Annotated in this window: 21 protein-coding genes; 6 read left to right on the forward strand and 15 right to left on the reverse strand. The window is 68.4% G+C overall.

The features are described from left to right. Nucleotides 1-107: 107 nt before the first annotated feature. Together ACFVMC_RS23665 and ACFVMC_RS23670 are read left to right on the forward strand one after the other, a co-directional pair. Complete coding sequence (locus ACFVMC_RS23665) at nucleotides 108-317, forward strand: BldC family transcriptional regulator (RefSeq protein WP_209886541.1); 210 nt, start codon at nucleotides 108-110, stop codon at nucleotides 315-317. 115 nt (nucleotides 318-432) lie between these two features. After that, the gene (locus ACFVMC_RS23670) at nucleotides 433-630 is read left to right on the forward strand and encodes a hypothetical protein (RefSeq protein ID WP_379213556.1); all 198 of its coding nucleotides are present in this window, start codon (nucleotides 433-435) and stop codon (nucleotides 628-630) included. Here the strand turns inward: ACFVMC_RS23670 and ACFVMC_RS23675 are convergent. The 8 genes from ACFVMC_RS23675 to hemL all read right to left on the reverse strand — a co-directional run bounded on the left by ACFVMC_RS23675 (nucleotide 619) and on the right by hemL (nucleotide 9,086). Further along, nucleotides 619-1,329: a hypothetical protein gene (locus tag ACFVMC_RS23675; protein WP_379213558.1), complete on the reverse strand. Its 711-nt coding sequence runs from the start codon at nucleotides 1,327-1,329 to the stop codon at nucleotides 619-621. The genes ACFVMC_RS23670 and ACFVMC_RS23675 overlap by 12 nt on opposite strands. A gap of 2 nt (nucleotides 1,330-1,331) precedes the next feature. Beyond that, a complete protein-coding gene (locus ACFVMC_RS23680) occupies nucleotides 1,332-2,021 on the reverse strand; it encodes a hypothetical protein (protein WP_379213559.1) in 690 nt (229 codons plus the stop codon). A 645-nt stretch (nucleotides 2,022-2,666) separates the two neighbouring features. Then, the gene (ccsB, locus tag ACFVMC_RS23685; RefSeq protein WP_379213561.1) at nucleotides 2,667-3,632 is read right to left on the reverse strand and encodes a c-type cytochrome biogenesis protein CcsB; all 966 of its coding nucleotides are present in this window, start codon (nucleotides 3,630-3,632) and stop codon (nucleotides 2,667-2,669) included. A gap of 2 nt (nucleotides 3,633-3,634) precedes the next feature. After that, nucleotides 3,635-5,254: a cytochrome c biogenesis protein ResB gene (locus ACFVMC_RS23690; RefSeq protein WP_379213562.1), complete on the reverse strand. Its 1,620-nt coding sequence runs from the start codon at nucleotides 5,252-5,254 to the stop codon at nucleotides 3,635-3,637. After that, the gene (locus ACFVMC_RS23695; protein ID WP_379213564.1) at nucleotides 5,251-6,081 is read right to left on the reverse strand and encodes a cytochrome c biogenesis CcdA family protein; all 831 of its coding nucleotides are present in this window, start codon (nucleotides 6,079-6,081) and stop codon (nucleotides 5,251-5,253) included. The genes ACFVMC_RS23690 and ACFVMC_RS23695 overlap by 4 nt, the downstream gene beginning before the upstream one ends. Nucleotides 6,082-6,112: 31 nt before the next feature. Continuing rightward, nucleotides 6,113-6,718, reverse strand: a complete 606-nt coding sequence (locus tag ACFVMC_RS23700; protein WP_379213565.1) for a TlpA family protein disulfide reductase — start codon at nucleotides 6,716-6,718, stop codon at nucleotides 6,113-6,115. Then, entirely contained in the window at nucleotides 6,715-7,341 is a 627-nt protein-coding gene (locus ACFVMC_RS23705; protein WP_379214067.1) for a histidine phosphatase family protein, read from the reverse strand. Before ACFVMC_RS23705 ends, ACFVMC_RS23700 begins: the two co-directional genes overlap by 4 nt. A gap of 407 nt (nucleotides 7,342-7,748) precedes the next feature. Next, on the reverse strand, nucleotides 7,749-9,086 hold the full coding sequence (hemL, locus tag ACFVMC_RS23710; RefSeq protein ID WP_379213567.1) for a glutamate-1-semialdehyde 2,1-aminomutase: 1,338 nt from the start codon (nucleotides 9,084-9,086) through the stop codon (nucleotides 7,749-7,751). 181 nt (nucleotides 9,087-9,267) lie between these two features. On the opposite strand from hemL, the gene ACFVMC_RS23715 reads away from it, so the two are divergent. After that, on the forward strand, nucleotides 9,268-9,660 hold the full coding sequence (locus tag ACFVMC_RS23715) for a hypothetical protein (protein WP_379213569.1): 393 nt from the start codon (nucleotides 9,268-9,270) through the stop codon (nucleotides 9,658-9,660). A 25-nt stretch (nucleotides 9,661-9,685) separates the two neighbouring features. Here the strand turns inward: ACFVMC_RS23715 and ACFVMC_RS23720 are convergent, their stop codons facing one another. The 5 genes from ACFVMC_RS23720 to hemB all read right to left on the reverse strand — a co-directional run bounded on the left by ACFVMC_RS23720 (nucleotide 9,686) and on the right by hemB (nucleotide 12,393). After that, complete coding sequence (locus ACFVMC_RS23720; RefSeq protein WP_379213571.1) at nucleotides 9,686-9,865, reverse strand: hypothetical protein; 180 nt, start codon at nucleotides 9,863-9,865, stop codon at nucleotides 9,686-9,688. Between the two features lie 46 nt (nucleotides 9,866-9,911). Further along, nucleotides 9,912-10,154 carry a hypothetical protein gene (locus ACFVMC_RS23725; RefSeq protein ID WP_379213573.1) on the reverse strand — a complete coding sequence of 81 codons (243 nt, stop codon included), beginning with the start codon at nucleotides 10,152-10,154 and terminating at the stop codon, nucleotides 9,912-9,914. Then, nucleotides 10,151-10,630: a hypothetical protein gene (locus ACFVMC_RS23730; RefSeq protein ID WP_379214069.1), complete on the reverse strand. Its 480-nt coding sequence runs from the start codon at nucleotides 10,628-10,630 to the stop codon at nucleotides 10,151-10,153. Before ACFVMC_RS23730 ends, ACFVMC_RS23725 begins: the two co-directional genes overlap by 4 nt. 258 nt (nucleotides 10,631-10,888) lie before the next feature. Continuing rightward, nucleotides 10,889-11,419, reverse strand: a complete 531-nt coding sequence (locus tag ACFVMC_RS23735) for a hypothetical protein (RefSeq protein WP_379213575.1) — start codon at nucleotides 11,417-11,419, stop codon at nucleotides 10,889-10,891. Next, nucleotides 11,416-12,393, reverse strand: a complete 978-nt coding sequence (hemB, locus tag ACFVMC_RS23740; protein WP_379213577.1) for a porphobilinogen synthase — start codon at nucleotides 12,391-12,393, stop codon at nucleotides 11,416-11,418. The genes ACFVMC_RS23735 and hemB overlap by 4 nt, the downstream gene beginning before the upstream one ends. 165 nt (nucleotides 12,394-12,558) lie before the next feature. Between hemB and ACFVMC_RS23745 the strand changes: the two genes are divergently transcribed. From ACFVMC_RS23745 to ACFVMC_RS23755, 3 genes are all read left to right on the forward strand, one after another. Next, nucleotides 12,559-13,356 (forward strand): hypothetical protein, encoded by a 798-nt coding sequence (locus ACFVMC_RS23745; RefSeq protein ID WP_379213579.1) that lies wholly within the window; start codon nucleotides 12,559-12,561, stop codon nucleotides 13,354-13,356. Beyond that, nucleotides 13,353-13,949 carry a hypothetical protein gene (locus tag ACFVMC_RS23750; RefSeq protein WP_379213581.1) on the forward strand — a complete coding sequence of 199 codons (597 nt, stop codon included), beginning with the start codon at nucleotides 13,353-13,355 and terminating at the stop codon, nucleotides 13,947-13,949. The genes ACFVMC_RS23745 and ACFVMC_RS23750 overlap by 4 nt, the downstream gene beginning before the upstream one ends. 113 nt (nucleotides 13,950-14,062) lie before the next feature. After that, entirely contained in the window at nucleotides 14,063-14,332 is a 270-nt protein-coding gene (locus ACFVMC_RS23755; protein ID WP_379213583.1) for a hypothetical protein, read from the forward strand. Between the two features lie 111 nt (nucleotides 14,333-14,443). Here ACFVMC_RS23755 and ACFVMC_RS23760 read toward each other — a convergent pair whose 3' ends face one another. Continuing rightward, nucleotides 14,444-16,012, reverse strand: coding sequence for a uroporphyrinogen-III synthase (locus ACFVMC_RS23760; RefSeq protein WP_379213584.1), 1,569 nt, complete (start codon nucleotides 16,010-16,012; stop codon nucleotides 14,444-14,446). Then, a complete protein-coding gene (hemC, locus tag ACFVMC_RS23765) occupies nucleotides 16,009-17,004 on the reverse strand; it encodes a hydroxymethylbilane synthase (protein WP_379214071.1) in 996 nt (331 codons plus the stop codon). The genes ACFVMC_RS23760 and hemC overlap by 4 nt, the downstream gene beginning before the upstream one ends. Nucleotides 17,005-17,023 lie beyond the last annotated feature (19 nt).

Consider the following 17,023-nt stretch of genomic DNA (forward strand, 5'->3'; position numbering starts at 1 on the left):
TCCATTACTTCGCCTTTACCAAACGTAGGTGGTTCGCGTACCTAGGGGGTGGAGTGCGACGATGGCGCCATCTGATGAGGGAACTGTCGAGAACGGAGAGGTTTGCTATGAGTGCGATCACCGTCGGCGGCCAGGACACCCTGCTGACACCGGGACAAGTTGCTGCCATGTTCCACGTCGATCCCAAGACCGTCACCCGCTGGGCCCATGCCGGGCGCCTCGGGTCGCTGCGCACCCCCGGTGGTCACCGCCGGTTCCGCGAGTCGGAAGTGCTGCAGCTACTGCGTTCGCTCACCACCGAGGCTTCGGTCCGCTGATTGCGCGGGGGCGCGGGCCTGTCAATGCCCGCGCCCGGTTCCACCCAACAATTTCGTGTCTGCGGTGGGCATCGGGCACGCACGCGGCTAACCTTCTAACCAGGAGGTGAGCCACGTGACGTACCTGTTGGCACTCATCGCAGTCGTGGCAATCGCGGTGCTGTGCTGGAAAGCCTTCGGTCCCGAGCGGATGGGCGAGCCCGCACCACGGGCACCCAAACACAAGCGCGTCCTCGGGCCGGACGACGATCCAGAATTCCTGTGGCGGCTGTCCAAACAGCGGCGCGACGGGGACGGTTCCTCAGATCGTTGAGCCCATCGCGGTCGTGATGTTCGGGCGGTCCGCGGGGTTCTCCAGGTGGTGGCGGATCAGGTGATAGGCGACCAGCGGATGCACCGCCAGCTGCTTGTCGTCGACTATCAGTACCCCCGAGCCGAATGCCCGGCGCATCAGCCGACCGGTCACACGTGCGAATTTCGCGGGTAACACCGCGTCCGGATCACGAACCTCGACGCTGAAAGAATTCGACCACACATCGACGACCTTGACGAGACTGCCGGATTCCGGGTTGGCAAGGAACGGTCGAATCGTAGTGATTTCGTTCCATGGGATCGCGAAAGACGGGCCGATCAGCCGGGTAGGCGTGAGCCGCAGACCTGGTTCCGACGAACGCGGCTGCGCCAACTGCGCGTAACCGCCGAACAGGAAGAGGCCCGCAAGGACGCCCAGGCACAGCGCTCCGAGCACCGGCATCCATTCACGATTGAGAACCGCGGTGACGACACCCGCGCCCACCAAGCCCGTGAACAGTGCCCCGAGCAACAGAAACAGTATGCCCAGCCATCGGGAAGCACGATGGAACGGCACCAACAACCCCGATTCCGGGATGCCTTCGAAATCCACATCGACGACGCGAATTCCCTCACTCCCCTTGGCCATATAGGTACGCGTGCGCTGCTCGTCCTTGCGCCACTCCGGCGGCCACGGCAGCATTTCCGGGCGATAGTCCACGGTTACGCCCCGAGTGCCTGCGCGATATCGGGGCGCGCGGTGGGAGTTTCGAAATGATGGCGGATCAGGTGGAAAGCGAGCTTCGGATTCGCCGCGAGCTGTTTGTCGTTCATCGTGAGTACCGCGCTGCCGTTCGTCATCCGGTGCAGGCGGCGGGCTTTCGGGCCGAGATTGCGCAGCACCACGCTCGGGTCGTGCACCTCGACGCTGAATGCGTTCCACCATTGGCGAAAGTTGCCGCCTGACTGGAGAAATGGGCGCACCCGGGCGATATCGTTCCAGTGCACCGCCAGGTGACTGCCGTCGAACGACGCCCAGATGACGCGGGTCGGTGTCAGGCGCAGCCCCGGCAGATGCTTACTGTTCACGTGCCGCAACGACAGGACGCTCGGCACCAGCAGCGCGAACCCGATCAGGCCGAAAAGCACTGCCCCGCCGATAAGTTCCCATTCACCGTCGAGAATCACCCCGACCGACATCAGGATCGCCATCGCGCTCGCCAGCAGGCCGAACGCCGCGCACAGCAGCAACGTCCTCTTCCGCGGCCGGGTCCCGGGAATCAGCAGCCCCTGCTCCCCCACTCCGTCGTAGTCCACCCACACGACATGCACACCGGCACTGCCCAACTCCCGATACCGCTGTTCGCGTTTCGGATCCCGCTTCCACTCCACCGGCCACGACAACGATTCCACATGTCGATCCACCCCATCCACCCGCCCGATCGTTCCACAGATCGCCCACCACGGCGATTCAAGCCGCTGATCACCATGGTGATGGTGCTCTTCGGCCCTGGGATGGGTCGGACTGCGGTCCAAGGCGGGCGACGCCGCGCATCTCGATGCCACCCCTTGCAGGTTTCGGTGAGATCGAGTTGCGCGGCGTGGACCATGGTGGGTTATCCAACCGTCAGGGTTACTTGAACCACGTCTGGAGTTCGTGGAGTTCCACGAGGCAGCCGTACTTCCGCGTCACTTCGGTATCCGGGCAGCCGTACGTACCCGCTGCTACGTTGGTGCCGACCGGCACGCACCGGTATCCCAACTTTCCGGGCCCACCGGCGCGGAAAGTAGCCTCCGCTCCCGCGTTTTGGCACTGCTGGTTTGTCTGGAACCTAGGCGCGGCGGACGCCGTGGGCGCAACAGCCACACTGACAACACCCGCTACCGACAGGGCGAGAACAGCTTTTGCAACGGTCTTCGAGATCGACATTAGTTCGTCCTTTATTGCGATTTCCCGTTTTTCGGGCTCGTAATGTTGGACGGCGTTGTGACGCAACCGGTTCCATCGCCTAAATGTGATCCATATCACATAGCGCGGTCAAAAGTGACCCACGCCAACTAATTCAGTCCCGCGTACGAGTGCAGGCCACTGATCACCATGTTGATGATGAAGAGGTTGAAGAGCATGGCTACGAAGCCGGCGATGTTGATCCAGGCGGCTTTGGTGTCGCGCCAGCCGGAGGTGGCGCGGGCGTGGAGGTAGGCGGCGTAGAGGACCCAGGCAATGAAGGAGCAGGTTTCCTTGGGGTCCCAGCCCCAGAAGCGGCCCCAGGCGGCTTCGGCCCAGATGGCGCCGAGGATGACGCCGGCGCCGAAGAGGGGGAAACCGAGGATGGTGGTTTTGTAGGCGAGACGGTCCAGGGTGCGGGCGTCGGGGAGGCGGCGGGCGAGCGCGCCGAGCGGGGTGGCGGACTCCTCGCCTTCGGGCTGGCGCAAGCGGAACAGGAACAGCAGGCTGGCGACACCGGAGAGCAGGAAGACGCCGCTACCGATACTGACCACGGTGACATGGATGGGCAGCCAGAAGGATTGCAGCGCGGGCACGACGGGGGCGGCCTCCGCGTACAGCACCTGACCGGCGATGAACATCAGGATCAGGTTCGGCACGAGCAGGAAGACCCACGTCGACCGGAACTTGCGCTCGTTCAGGAACACGACGCCGACGACCATCGCGGCGGCCGTCGCCATCACCACGAACTCGTACATGTTGCCGAGCGGGAAACGGTGGGTTGCGAACCCGCGCAACACGATCGAAGCCAGGTGCAGCGCGATGCCGACCATCAGCACCGAGAACGCCATATTGCCGAACCGCTCCGGCCAGGACCGCCGCGGCGCGGGCTGGACCCGGCCGGGGGTATCGGGCGCGAGGGAACCGCCGCCCGCGGCGACCAGTTCCCGCTCGGCGGCCTTCTTCTGTGCGGCGGAGTACTGCACGATCAGCAGCGCCAGCACGAGCACATAGACCACCCACGCCGATTTGAAGGCGAGGTTGCTGTACCCGGCGAGCGTCTCGTCGATCGGCATGGTCACTCTCCCGAGGTCTTGGTGGAGTCGAGCAGACGCGCGCGCAGGCGATCGAACTCGCCGCCCCAGCCCGCCTGATCGGTGCGAGCCAGCCCGCCCATCTCTACTACGGTGCGTCGTTGGTCTACGGTACCGGCATCACCGGAGGACGGATAGACCCGGACCCAGATCCGCCTGCGCTTCACCAACAGCGACACCAGCAGCCCGGCCATCATGGCCAACGCGCTCACCAGCACCCACTGCTGCGCCGGATCGTGCGACACCTGCAAGTTCACGAACTCCTTGGCCCCGTCGAAACTCACCTTGGTGCCGTTGGGCAGCGTGGTCGACTCGCCGGGCCGCAGATTGACCCGCGCCTCCTTGGTCAGCCGCCCCTGCGCAATCATCTCCCGATCCAGCGCGAACAGCGACTGCGGGCGCCCGGTGTCCAGGCCGGTATCGCCACGATAGATATCGACCGCGACCGCCGGATCCTCCATCTTCGGGAACGCGGAGGTGAGCAGACTGCCGTGGAACAGCGCGGTCGGCGCGAACAGACCGTCGATGGCGATCTGGTTCTTGCGGCGCTCCTCCTCGGTCGGGTACAGGTCACCGGGCGGGTCGATACGGAGCACACCGCTGGACAGGAAGGTCTGCGCGTCGTCGGGCCGCCACTGGATGGTCTCGGTACGGGTCTGCCCGTTCGGGAAGGTAACGGTGAAGGTCGGCGCGAAACCGTGGCCCTGGAGGTAGAGCCGGTCACCGGAGACGCGCAACGGATGGTTCACCTGGATGCTGGTGTCGCGCCAGGTGCCGGTCGCCAAATCCGCGCCCGCCTGGTACTGGATATTCGAGGTGAACATCTCGGCCTGGCCGTTCGACAGATAGTCGGCCTTGAAATCCTTGACCCGCACGCAGATCGGGGCCAGCCCGGTGCCGTCGTTGACATTGCCCGCCTTGAACGAGTCGAACACCGCGGGCGAGGTGGTGCAGAAACCCGGACCGTTGTCGGCGATCACGATGACGCTGCCCTCGTAACCGAACAGCTTGCCGATCGCGATGGCCGCCAGCAGCCCGACCAGGGCCAGGTGAAAGACCAGGTTGCCGAGTTCGCGGGTGTACCCCTTCTCCGCGGACAGCGTCAGTTCGCCGTCCCGCTGCCCGGGCCTGGTCTCGATCCGCCAGCCGCGCAACTGCCCGCGCGCCTGCTCGATGACCTGCTCGGGGGTGCGCGTCACCGTCTCGGTGTGATGGTGCGGCAGCCGGGTCAGGTTGCGCGGCACCTGGACCGGCGGCGTGCGCAACGCCTTGAAGTGGTCGACGCAGCGCGGCAGGATGCAGCCCACCAGCGAGACGAACAGCAGCACATAGACGGCGGTGAACCAGAAGCTGGAGAACACGTCGAACAGCTCGAACCGGTCCATCCAGGGGCCCAGCGTGGGCCGATCGGCGATGTACTCGGCGACCTTCTGCTCGTTCAGATTGCGCTGCGGCAGCAGCGCGCCGGGGATCGCGGCCAGCGCCAGCAGGAACAGCAGCACCAGGGCGGTGCGCATGCTGGTCAGCCCGCGCCAGGCATTGCGCACCAGCGCCCAGGCCCGGCCGGGCACGGACTGCCGCGGCGGTGTCAGGGTTTGGTTCATATCGGCAGCGTCACCTCGGAAACGAACGCGTCACGCACCCAGGCGACGAACAGGTCCCACGCCCCCGTGACCAGCGCGACGCCCACGGCGACGAGCAGCAACCCCCCGACGATCTGAATGATGCGCGAGTTCCGGCGCAGCCAGCCCACTCCGCGCAGCGCGCTCGCCGATCCGAAAGCCAGGATCACGAACGGCAACCCGAGCCCGAGGCAATAGGCGACGATCAGCGCCACGCCTCGCACGGCGGTGGTGCCCTCGGTGCCTGCGGACACCGCCATCACCCCGGACAGGGTCGGGCCCAGGCACGGCGTCCAGCCCAGCGCGAACACCGCGCCGAGCAGCGGGGCGCCCGCGATGCTGGTCAGCCGGCGGGGTTCCATCCGGGTGTCGCGTTGCAGGGCCGGGATCAGGCCGATGAACGCCAGGCCCATCACGATGGTGACCACACCGCCGAGGCGTTGCAGCAGTTCACGATTGACGTTCAAGGTCTGGATGACGCCGAAGACGGTCGCGGTGGCGAGCACGAACACCACGGTGAACCCGGCGACGAAGAGCCCGGCGGCGCCGGCGACCCGCATCCGGCCCGCGCGCAACGCCTGGCGGGTGTCGAGCGCGACGCCGCCTCGCGCCTGCGCCACGCTGGCCGGCGGCGCTTCGGCCCCGACCAGTCCGGCCAGGTAGGACAGGTATCCCGGCACCAGGGGCACCACGCACGGCGACGCGAAGGACACCAGCCCCGCCAGGACGCAGGCACCGAGCGCGAGCAGCAGCGGGCCGGAGGCGGCGGTCTGCTGAAAAGAGTCGCCGACGTTCGCGAGCAGGGTCATCGGCGGTCTCCCCGCTCGACCGGATGCCCGCTCACGCGTTGCCCTCCGCCAGCACCCGATCGAGGGCGCCTTGCAGATCCTCCGCGGTCAACGCGCGCAACAGCACCGCCGCGACCCGGTGCTGGCGATCCAGCACGAGCGTGGTCGGGATGACGCTGGTCGGAAAGTTCCCGCCGAGCGCGAGCAGGGTCCGCATGGACGGGTCGTAGATCGACGGGTATCCGACTTTGTTGGCGGTGACGAAGTCCTGCGCCTTGTCCTGCTGCGGATCCCGCACATTGATGCCGAGGAACGCGACACCCTTGTCCTTGTTGGCCTCGTAGACCCGTTCCAGCGCGGGCGCCTCGGCCCGGCACGGCCCGCACCACTGACCCCACAGGTTGATCACCACGATCTGGCCCGGGAAATCCTTGACCGACAACGGTTTCCCGGTCATCAGATCCGGTCCGGCCAGTTCACCGATGGTTCCGCGCCCGCTCGGCGGATCGTAGTAGATGTCGGTCTTACCGCCCGGCGAGACGAATTCGAAGGTGCCGCCGGAAACGACCGCGTCGGAGCCGGTCGAGCACCCGGCCAGCACGGCGGCCACGGCGAGACCCGCCAGTACCGCCGAGCCGATCCGACGCAGAGCGCTCATGCTCCGTGCACCGCGGGATCCGACCCACCGGCGGGCTCGGAGTAGACGATGTCGACCAGGGTGTCGCCCTGGTAGACCAGCGAGGTCAGCGAGGCCAGCGAACACTGTCGCTGCCGCGGGTCGTGCCAGAGGCGCTGCCCCTGGAGGAACCGGCGCAGGGTCCAGACCGGCAGCTGATGCGAGACCAGCACCACCTCGTGTCCGGCCCCCTCGACCCGGGCCTTGTTGACCGCGGCCAGCATGCGGTGCGCGATCTGCAGGTACGGCTCGCCCCAGGACGGGGTGAACGGATCGCGCAGCTTCCACCAGTGCCGGGGCTTGCGCAGCGCGCCATCGCCGACCGAGACCCGCAGGCCCTCGAAGGTGTTGCCCGCCTCGAGCAGGTTCTCGTCGGTGCGCACGATCAGGTCGTGTGCGGCGGCGATCGGCGCGGCGGTTTCCTGCGCGCGTTGCAGCGGGGAGGCAATGACCAGGGCGATGTCGTGATCGGTGAGCGAACGCGCGACCGCACCGGCCTGCGCGCGGCCGGTCACCGACAGCCCGAATCCGGGCAGCCGGCCGTAGAGGATGCCACGCGGATTGTGCACCTCACCGTGGCGCACCACATGCACGATGGTCTCGATTTCGTCGTCGACGGGCGACTTGCCGGATTCCTCGGCGACGACGCGCGGCCGGGTCACCGTGTTCGACGTCCGGGCGGAATCGGTGTCCACGGCCGCGGCCGATTCCGGCTGCACCGCGGTGGCCGAGACCTGCTCGACGGCATCGGACGATACGGCTTCGCCCGCGGCGAATTCGGCGGCGGCGCGGGCGTCGTCGGCGGCGGCCAGATCGGCGGCCGCGGCGTGCACGACCGCGGCGGCGACCGCTTCGGCCTCGACATCCGCGGCGGCCAGACCGGCGTCCAGGGCCGCGGCGGCGGCCTGCACGGCGGCCGGGTCACCGCTGGACTCGGCGATGGGGGCCGCGGTCTCGGGCGCGAAGCTGGTTAGTTCGCGCTTGTCGGCGCCGGGCTGTTCGGAATCGGAGCTCACGCGTGGGATCCTTCGGGGGTCGCGGCGGCAGCCGCGGCGGCGGCGGCCGGCAGGGCGGCGGCGATACGGTCGAATGCGTCGTCGTCGAGCGCCGCGGAGACGAACCAGGCTTCGAACGCGCTCGGGGGCGCGTAGACGCCACCGTCGAGCAGAGCGTGGAAGAAGGCGGGGAAGCGCCAGGTCTGGCTGGCTTTGGCGGCGGCGTAGTCGGTCACCGGACGGTCGGCGAAGAACACGCTCACCATATTGCCCGCGAACTGCACCTGATGCTCGACGCCCGCTGTGGTCAGGGCTTTCCCGAACAGATCGCCGAGCCGCGCGGCATTGCGGTCCAGCGCGGCGTACACCGCGTCGTCGGCGGCGCGCAGCGAGGCCAGCCCGGCCGCGACGGCGACGGGATTCCCGGACAGGGTGCCGGCCTGGTAGACCGGGCCGAGCGGAGCCAGCTGGTTCATGATCTCGGCGCGACCGCCGAACGCGGCGGCGGGCAGGCCGCCGCTCATCACCTTGCCGAAGGTGTAGAGATCACCCGCGATGCCCTCGAGACCGAACCAGCCCGCACGGCTGACCCGGAATCCGGTCATCACCTCGTCCATGATCAGCAGCGCGCCGTGCTCGGTGGTGAGCCGGCGCAGGCCCGCGTTGAAGCCGGGCACCGGCGCGACCGCGCCCATATTGCCGGCCGCCGCCTCGGTGATGACGCACGCGATCTCGCCCGGATGGGCGGCGAAGGCCGCGGCCACGGCGTCGAGATCGTTGTAGGGCAGGACCAGCGTGTCACCGGCCTGCGCGCCGGTGACACCCGGCGAGGTGGGCAGCCCGAGGGTGGCGACGCCGGATCCGGCGTCGGCGAGCAGCGCGTCGACATGGCCGTGGTAGCAGCCCGCGAACTTGATGATCTTGGTGCGACCGGTGTAGCCGCGAGCCAGCCGGACCGCGCTCATGGTCGCCTCGGTGCCGGAGTTCACCAGGCGGACCCGTTCGACCGGGTCGACGCGTTCGGCGATGAGTTCGGCGAGGTCGATCTCGGCGGCGGTGGGCGCGCCGAAGGACAGGCCGCCGACCGCCGCCCGCTGGACCGCCTCGACCACGGCGGGGTGCGCGTGGCCGAGAATCATCGGACCCCAGGAGCAGACCAGGTCGACATAGGAGTTGCCGTCGACGTCGGTGAGCGTGCAGCCCTGCGCCGAGGCGATGAATCGGGGTGTCCCGCCCACGGATTTGAAGGCCCGCACGGGCGAGTTGACGCCACCGGGAATCACCGAACCGGCTCGTTCGAAGAGCTGTGCGGAAACCGGAACGGAGGTCGGAACCACGCGCGGAGAAGAACTCACGACCTCCAGTCTCGCAGCTGCGCCCGAATCGATCGACGACAGGGTGTAGTTGAGGTGACGCGTCGCACCCGGAGTCCGGCAACACGCCGATCTTGGTTTCGCCGGATATCGGTCACCGCCCGGTTGCCGATGCGTAACCTCGAGCCCGTCTTCGTCATCCGCGATCGGTCGGGAGGGTTCTATGCGGGTCACCATCACCAGGTCAGTCGCGCTCGCGGCGCTCACTGCCGCCGCCGTCGGCTTCGGTAGCGGGACGGCCGCCGCACTGGATCCGGTGGTCCAGCCGGATCAGGGCCGGGCAGGCGTGCGGCTCAGCCACGGTGAGACCGAGGCGGTGGCGGCGGGGCCGATGCCCGCGCTGATCACCATGTTCGTTCCGCTGACCAAGATCGGCGCCGGGCTGCACCCGGACACCGAGATCTACCGCGACCAGTACGGCGGGGTGTACGCGTCGCTGCGGCAGGTCATCGCCGAGTCGGCCGAACACCCCGACGGCACCATCACCTTCCTGTTCAACGCCCCCGGCAGCCGAGGCGGCCGGGTGATGGATGTCTACCAGCACTGGACCGAATGATCAGGTGACGAGCGGGGCCGCTGGATCAGCCCAGACACATCTGTGCCGAGCCGGTGCTGGCCAGACAGGCCAGCGCGGACGGCAGCAGGGCCAGCATGCCGGGCGGCGGACCCAGCGGTATCGGGTCCGCGGCGGCGGGCGCCGCCGACGCCCCGAGCGCCGCGCACACGACGATTCCGAACGCGAACTTCTTCGCTACGGTCATAGCAGGCATTTTCCCCGGGCACGGGCAATCGGTCAGCGAAATCCGGTCAATTGCGGACGGAGCTGCGGACAAATCCCGAAATGGCGGCAATGCCGAACAGCCCGGCGCACATCAGCAACAGGGCGGCCAGCAGGAGCCACGGTGCGACGTAGCGGGTCGCGTCGAAGGCGGGCACATCGCCGACGGCCGCGAACGAGGTGGTGATCAGACCCCGGCTCCAGCTCGCCACCGCGCCCACGGCACACAGCACCGCCAGCACCAGTTCACCGAACGCGATCGCCAGCCTCAACGGTCCGCTCCGTTCTCCTCGGCGGGCAGCGCGGCCGTGAGCGCGGCGCGCAACCCGCGATGGTCTTTGGCCCAAGCCTGCACCACCGTACCGTTTCGCAGCCGCAGACCGATGCCGGTGCGCCGCCGCGGCACCCCACTGAGTTCACCGAGGGCCCGGGCCGATTCCCAGTCCTCCTCGAATTTCGGTTCCGCCCGCGGCGGCAGGATCTCGGCGATCTCGCGCAGCGGCACGACCTCGGTCCCCGAGCGCAGTTCGGTCTCGGTGAGTGCCAGGCTCACGTGCCGTCGCGCCGCGAATACCTGCAGCGCGACGAACGCCGCGATCAGCACGGCGCAGAAGATCAGCGCGAACCAGTGCACGGGGCTATCGGTGAGGATTTCCAGCAGCAGGATCGCCAGGCAGAACGCGGGCCCGTAGGCCACCGCGCGCCAACGCGCGCCCGGCTCGGAGAACAGCACTTCGGGTGAACTCAGCCCGCCATACCGGGCAGCAGCAACAGCGCGACGGTGACCAACCCGAACAGGATCAGCAGGCTCAGCACGAGCAGGTCTCGTCGAATGCTCTGCGGCTGTTGAATCACCACGCGCATCGATGCCTCCGATCCCCCGGCGCCGAACGTCTTACCGACGGCCTCCGGTTCCCAAGTCTACTGTGACAGCCCTCACCATACATGCCCGTACCGGACGGTAGTTAAACCACCCGGTCTGTAATCGCTTGGCGGCGAGCAGCACTCAGCGGCGGCGATGCGCCAGAAAATAGGCGGTCGACTCCTTGCGATGCATCAGATAGATCGCGCCGCCGCCCAGCACACCCTGCACGATCGACGCCCCACCGCCCAGCAGCGAACCCACGCCGCTGACCGAGCCGATCGTGACCAGAGCGCCCAGCGTATTGAGCAGCAGCCAGACCCCCGCCACCGTCAGCAGCGTGCGGCCCCACAGCTTGCCGCGCGCCATGAAATGCGCGAACAGCACCACCAGGCCCGCGATCGTCAATGCCAGCAATCCGGCGAACACGAACGCCACCGGAATCAGCCGATCGGCCTGCTCCAGGGTGAACGCGGGGTCCCTCGACTGCATCTGCTCGAACAACTGCTTGGCCAGCTCGTCGCGCTGACCGAGCATCGCAGGGATCGACGCGAACAACTGCACCACGGCCAAACCAGCGACACCCCACCACAATTGACGGGCGGTACGGATGTCCTCCGGCATGGCCGGTGGCGCGGGCAGCGGCGGTGGCGGCGGCGGTAGGTGGTGGGTCACGACAACCAGTGTGCGGCTTCGGCGGCCCAGTAGGTGAGCACGATGTCCGCGCCCGCGCGCCGGATGCCGGTCAGCGACTCCAGAATGGCGCCGCGACGGTCGATCCAGCCGCGTTCGGCGGCGGCGGTGATCATCGCGTACTCGCCGGAGATCTGATACGCGGCCACCGGCACCGTCGAGCGATCGGCGACATCGCGCAGAATGTCCAGATACGACATGGCGGGCTTCACCATGACGATGTCGGCGCCCTCGGCCAGGTCCAGCTCCAATTCCCGGATGGCCTCCCGCCGGTTCGCCGGATCCTGCTGGTAGCTGCGACGATCACCCTCCAGCGAGGACGCGACGGCCTCCCGGAACGGACCGTAGAACGCGGAGGCGTACTTGGCGGCGTAGGCGAGGATGCCGGTATCGGTGCGCCCGACCGCGTCCAGCCCGCGCCGGATCGCGCCCACCTGGCCGTCCATCATGCCGCTGGTGCCCAGCAGGTCAGCGCCCGCGTCGGCCTGGGACAGGGCCATATCGACGTAGCGGTGCAGGGTGGCGTCGTTGTCGACGGTGCCGTCGGCCGCGACGACACCGCAGTGCCCGTGATCGGTGAACTCGTCCAGGCAGGTGTCGGCCATGATCACGGTGGAACCGCCGACCTCGTCGGCCAGCGCCCGCAGACCACGGTTCAGGATGCCGTCCGGATCGCTGGCCCGGCTGCCGGTCGCGTCCTTGTCCTCCGGACGCGGGACGCCGAACAGCATCAGCCCGCCGACCCCCGCGGTGACCGCCCCCACCGCCGCCTTGCGCAGCGAATCCATGGAGTGCTGGTACACCCCCGGCATGGAGCTGATCTCACGCGGCTCGTCCAGGCCGTCCGCCACGAACATCGGCAGTACCAATTGCCTTGGTTCCAAGGTGGTTTCGGCGACTAGGCGGCGCATAGCCGGGGTGCGGCGCAACCGCCGCGGGCGGTCCATTCCGGTCATGACCTCAATATATGCCTGTGGGATTCGGCCATCGATGGCGGGCGAGGACTTCGGGCGTCGCGACTAGTAGCATTGCGCGAAACCTGGGGGCGGTAATCATGACGGCGACCGCGGCCGTGGCTCTACCTGGCGCCGGTCGCCGTGCTCGCGCTCATCGGGGTGCGAATGTGGAGCAACAAGACCACGATCACCGACATCACATGCCGGCAGCTGGGACGGCCGTGGCGGCCCGGCCGGGTCCGCGTTCCCTGGACCAGGGTGGTGGCCATCGAGGGTCACAAGGCATTCGGATACTGGCGGCCCGTGCTGCACCTGGAAGACAACAGCGTCGTGATCGTCGGCGCGCCCGCACGGCATACAGCCGATCGGCGGTTCGCGGAATCGATGGATCCGCTGCGCGAACGACAGCGGCTCGCGACGGGCGACGCCACGCCGGGCAATCCGCCGAACTTCACCGGACCGCCTCGAACACGGCAATTCTTGGTCGCCCTGGGCTGCGCCGCCGCCATCGCGCTGATCGGATGGGCGACGGTGCACTGGGCGCTGGGCGGAAAGCCGCCGACAGTACAGAGTTGCGCGCTGGTGGACGCGCGCCTGCTCCAGCAGGTGGTGCCCGGAGCCGAGCGGGCCGCGGAATCATCTGCCCGGCAATGCTATTGGCAGCAAGGCAACGAACAGTTCGCCAGCGGCGCGGAGCTGTCGCTGCTCGTCACGCCGATGGCCCCGCGGCCCGCGGAATCCGACCTCGCCGCGGATCGCCGCGTCGACGCGGCCAATCACACCATCGCCGATCTCCCGGGCCTGCGCGGCTACTACTGGACCGCGACCGATATCGCCGGGCCCAAGGCTCAGGCCCAGGCGGTGGTCGGCGGCTATCGCGTCCAGGTGACTCTCACCGACAGCGCCGCGGTGGAGCAGCAACTGATCGAGGTCACCCGGGCTGTGACGGAGGCCCTGCGATGAGGTCGTGGCGAGCGCCGCTCAGCAGCTGGGAATCCGCGTGGCTGATCGCGATACCGGTGGTCGGCGCGCTCCTGCTGCTCACCGTGTCGCTCGGCATGAAAACCGGTCCGCTGGTTCGTGTTTCGGCCGACAACATGCGCGCCTACACCGCGCTGCCCGATCTGTGCGCGTTCCCCGCCGATCAGCTGCCCGATCCCCTGCTCCGGCCGGATCCGGACAGCAAGGAACTCGACCGTAATTCCGCCGCATGCACCTTCGCACGCGAGGGCGGCACGACGAGCGTCCGAATCGAAGCCGCCCGGCCCGACGCGAGCAGCTACAAGACCGCCGACGAACGGCTGGCCGCGGCGCTCGAGTCCTTCCAGCGTGAATCGTCCTCGGTGGGTGGCACTTTCACGCCACTGACCTTGGGTGAGCAAGCCAAGATCGCGGTGCACGACCAGGAGAAAGGCGCCGATCTGCTCGTGCGGGACGGCATGCTTGTCGTCGAGGTCGCCGTGCTGATACCCGGCGGCAGCCCCGATCAGGCCCGCGGCGCGGCCTTGGGCATTGCCACCGAATTGCTCCGCACGCTGCCGCCGGATCGTCGCTGAGATCGGCACGAAATGTATTGCTGCCAGCGGTTTTTGTCGGTGGGCAGTAGTAAAATCGACATTGTGTTCGAGAGAGTTCGCTGAGGACTCTCGGGTTGCGAGGGGAGAACGCAGTGGCCACGAAGACGACGATTATCGATGCGCCGTATGTACCGTTGGAGAAGCGCAAACTGCCGGCGGGTCGGCCGCGCAAGTGGTACATCCGGCACAACCGCAGGCTCAAGGCGATGCGGTTGACCATCGCCCTGCTCGATTCCGGCACCTACCTGCCGGATCAGGCGACCAACGAGAAGATCCGGCGCACAGCCGAACTCATCGGCATTCGTCCGCCATCCGACACCACCTGCCGGTTGGTGCGTACCCTGATGCGATACAGCCGCTGACCCAGACCCGGACCGGTGCGACGCCCGGCCCGAGGGCGAAACGCTCACAGCGTCGTGAGCGTTTCGTTCCAACTTCTCAGCGTTCCAAGCTTCGCGGCCGGAGGTTCCGAGCTAACGGCTGCTGCTGCGGCGGCTCTTCTTGCGCGGCGGCGGCAACAGTCCCTCGGCGCGCAGCCGCGCCGCGTGCTCGGCCAGCGCCTCGACCAACGGGCCCACCTGAGCCGTCTCCGGCTGCACATCCACCCGCAGGCCGAACTCGATGGCGGTCTCGGCAGTCTTCGGGCCGATGCAGGCCACGATGGTGCGCGCGTGCGGCTTGCCCGCGATGCCGACCAGATTGCGCACCGTCGAGGACGAGGTGAACAGGACCGCGTCGAAACCGCCGGTCTTGATCATCTCGCGGGTCTCCGCGGGCGGCGGCGAGGCACGCACGGTGCGATAGGCGGTGACATCGTCGATCTCCCAGCCGCGGTCGCGCAGACCCTCGGCCAAGGTCTCGGTGGCGATATCCGCGCGCGGCAGCAGCACCCGGTTGACCGGATCGAAAACATCGTCGTAGGGCGGGAAGTCGGCGAGCAGGCCCTCCGAGGACTGCTCACCCGAAGGCACCAGCTCCGGATTGATGCCGAACGAACGCACCTTCTCCGCGGTGGCCTCGCCCACGCAGGCGATCTTCACACCGCTGAACGCGCGTGCGTCCAAGCCGAACTCGGCGAACTTCTCCCACACCGCGCGCACCGCGTTGGTGGAGGTGAACACCACCCACTGGTAGCGCCCGTCGACCAGGCCCTTGACCGCCCGCTCCATCTGGGCCGGGCTGCGCGGCGGCTCCACCGCGATGGTCGGCACCTCCATCGGAATGGCGCCGTGGGTGACCAGCCGCTCGCTCATCTCGGCGGCCTGATCCTTGGTGCGCGGCACCAGCACGGTCCAGCCGTACAGGGCCCGCGACTCCCACCACGACATCTTCGAGCGCGAAGCCACGACCTTGCCGATGGTGACGATCAGCGGGCCGACCAGCTCCGAGGCGGCGCTGTTCAAGGTGGCCAGCGTGGCCTCGATGGTGCGCTGCTGACGGGTGGTGCCGCGCACGGTCACCGCGACCGGGGTCTGCGAGGCCATACCGTGTTCGACCAGGGCGCTCGCGGTTTCGGCGAGATGACCGGAGGTCGCGTGCAGCACCAGCGGGCCCGGGGCGGCGGCCAGCGCGGCCCAGTCGACCTCGCCGCGCACATCGGCCTCGGTGTGGCCGGAGCCGAGCGCGATCCCGGCGTAGCTGGGCACGGCCGAGGCATTGGGCAGACCCGGCAGCACCTCGAACACCATGTGCGAACGGGTGACCGCATTGACCTCGGTGATCACCGAATCGGCGGTCAGCGGGTCACCGGCGACGACCCGGACCACGTCGTGGCCCGCCCGCGCCTCGCTGATCAGGGTCTTGGCGACCTCGGCGGGTTCGCCGAGCGCGGGGCGCACGTCCACCGGACGGACACCCTCCTCGTTCGCCTCGACCGCCGAACCGATCAGGGCCAGTACGCCCTTGTCGACATCGGGGTCGGTGAAGGCCAGCGTCGCCCGCCCGAGTACCTCGCGCGCACGCACGGTCAGCAACGCCGGGTCACCGGGGCCCGACCCCACGAAAAGGATCCGACCTGGTTGCTTCTTGGTTGCGCGGCTCATTGGCTGTTCTCCATTGGGCTCGGGTGGGCGAAGTCAGAGGAACCGTTCTCCGGTTCGGCTGTACTGAGCAGTTCACGGGCGCCCAGGTCCAGCAATTCACGGGCCAGCTCACGGCCGAGTTCGGCGGCTTTGTCAGGCGAACCGACGACCGAGGCCCGCAACACATCGGATCCGTCGATGGCCGCGGCGCACGCGCGTAGGGAGAGCTCGTCGACGATCCGGCCGTCATCGTCGAGTGACTCGACGACCTCGGCGAGCGCGCCGATCGGAGCCGTGCAGCCGGCCTCGAGTTCGGCGAGCAGGGTCCGTTCGGCGGTGATGGCCGCGCGGGTGGCGACATCGTCGAGCCGGCTCAGCACCTCGACCAACGCGGTGTCGGCACTGCGGCATTCGACCGCGAGCGCACCCTGGGCCGGGGCGGGCAGCATCTGCACCGGCTCCAGCGCCTCGGTGACCGCGTCGGTGCGGTCGATCCGGGCCAGCCCGGCCCGCGCGACGACCACCGCGTCCAGTTCGCCGTCGACGACCTTGCGCAGCCGGGTGTCCAGGTTGCCGCGCAGCGGCAGGATCTCCAGGCCCAGGCCGAGGGCGCGCAACTGCGCCGCCCGGCGCGGCGCGGAGGTGCCCACACGGGAACCGGCGGGCAGTTCGCCGAGCACCAGGCCGTCGCGGGCCACCAGCGCGTCGCGCGGATCCTCGCGCGGCGGGATCGCGGCGATGGTGAAACGCTCGTCTGGTGCGGTCGGCAGGTCCTTGTAGGAGTGCACGGCGATGTCGATGGTGCCGGCGGCGAGTTCGTCGCGCAGCGCGGAGGTGAACACGCCGACGCCGATCTTGGCCACCGGATCCGACGACAGATCACCGGGCGTCTTGACCACGACGAGTTCGGCGTCGTGCCCGGCCGCGATCAACGCGTCGCGCACGGTGCCGGACTGAGTCAGGGCCAGCAGAGAGCCGCGAGTGCCGATTCGCAGGGTGCCGCGTGAGGTCATGCTGTCCTCGATCGAGTGG

It is taken from the genome of Nocardia sp. NPDC127579 (assembly GCF_042672005.1).
Taxonomy (GTDB): domain Bacteria; phylum Actinomycetota; class Actinomycetes; order Mycobacteriales; family Mycobacteriaceae; genus Nocardia.

Coding starts and splice junctions, on each gene's coding strand:
- ACFVMC_RS23665 (WP_209886541.1), top strand. CDS start 108: ATGAGTGCGATCACCGTCGGCGGCCAGGACACCCTGCTGACACCGGGA.
- ccsB (WP_379213561.1), bottom strand. CDS start 3,632: ATGCCGATCGACGAGACGCTCGCCGGGTACAGCAACCTCGCCTTCAAA.
- ACFVMC_RS23690 (WP_379213562.1), bottom strand. CDS start 5,254: ATGAACCAAACCCTGACACCGCCGCGGCAGTCCGTGCCCGGCCGGGCC.
- ACFVMC_RS23695 (WP_379213564.1), bottom strand. CDS start 6,081: ATGACCCTGCTCGCGAACGTCGGCGACTCTTTTCAGCAGACCGCCGCC.
- ACFVMC_RS23700 (WP_379213565.1), bottom strand. CDS start 6,718: ATGAGCGCTCTGCGTCGGATCGGCTCGGCGGTACTGGCGGGTCTCGCC.
- ACFVMC_RS23715 (WP_379213569.1), top strand. CDS start 9,268: ATGCGGGTCACCATCACCAGGTCAGTCGCGCTCGCGGCGCTCACTGCC.
- ACFVMC_RS23720 (WP_379213571.1), bottom strand. CDS start 9,865: ATGACCGTAGCGAAGAAGTTCGCGTTCGGAATCGTCGTGTGCGCGGCG.
- hemB (WP_379213577.1), bottom strand. CDS start 12,393: ATGACCGGAATGGACCGCCCGCGGCGGTTGCGCCGCACCCCGGCTATG.
- ACFVMC_RS23745 (WP_379213579.1), top strand. CDS start 12,559: ATGTGGAGCAACAAGACCACGATCACCGACATCACATGCCGGCAGCTG.
- ACFVMC_RS23750 (WP_379213581.1), top strand. CDS start 13,353: ATGAGGTCGTGGCGAGCGCCGCTCAGCAGCTGGGAATCCGCGTGGCTG.
- ACFVMC_RS23760 (WP_379213584.1), bottom strand. CDS start 16,012: ATGAGCCGCGCAACCAAGAAGCAACCAGGTCGGATCCTTTTCGTGGGG.
- hemC (WP_379214071.1), bottom strand. CDS start 17,004: ATGACCTCACGCGGCACCCTGCGAATCGGCACTCGCGGCTCTCTGCTG.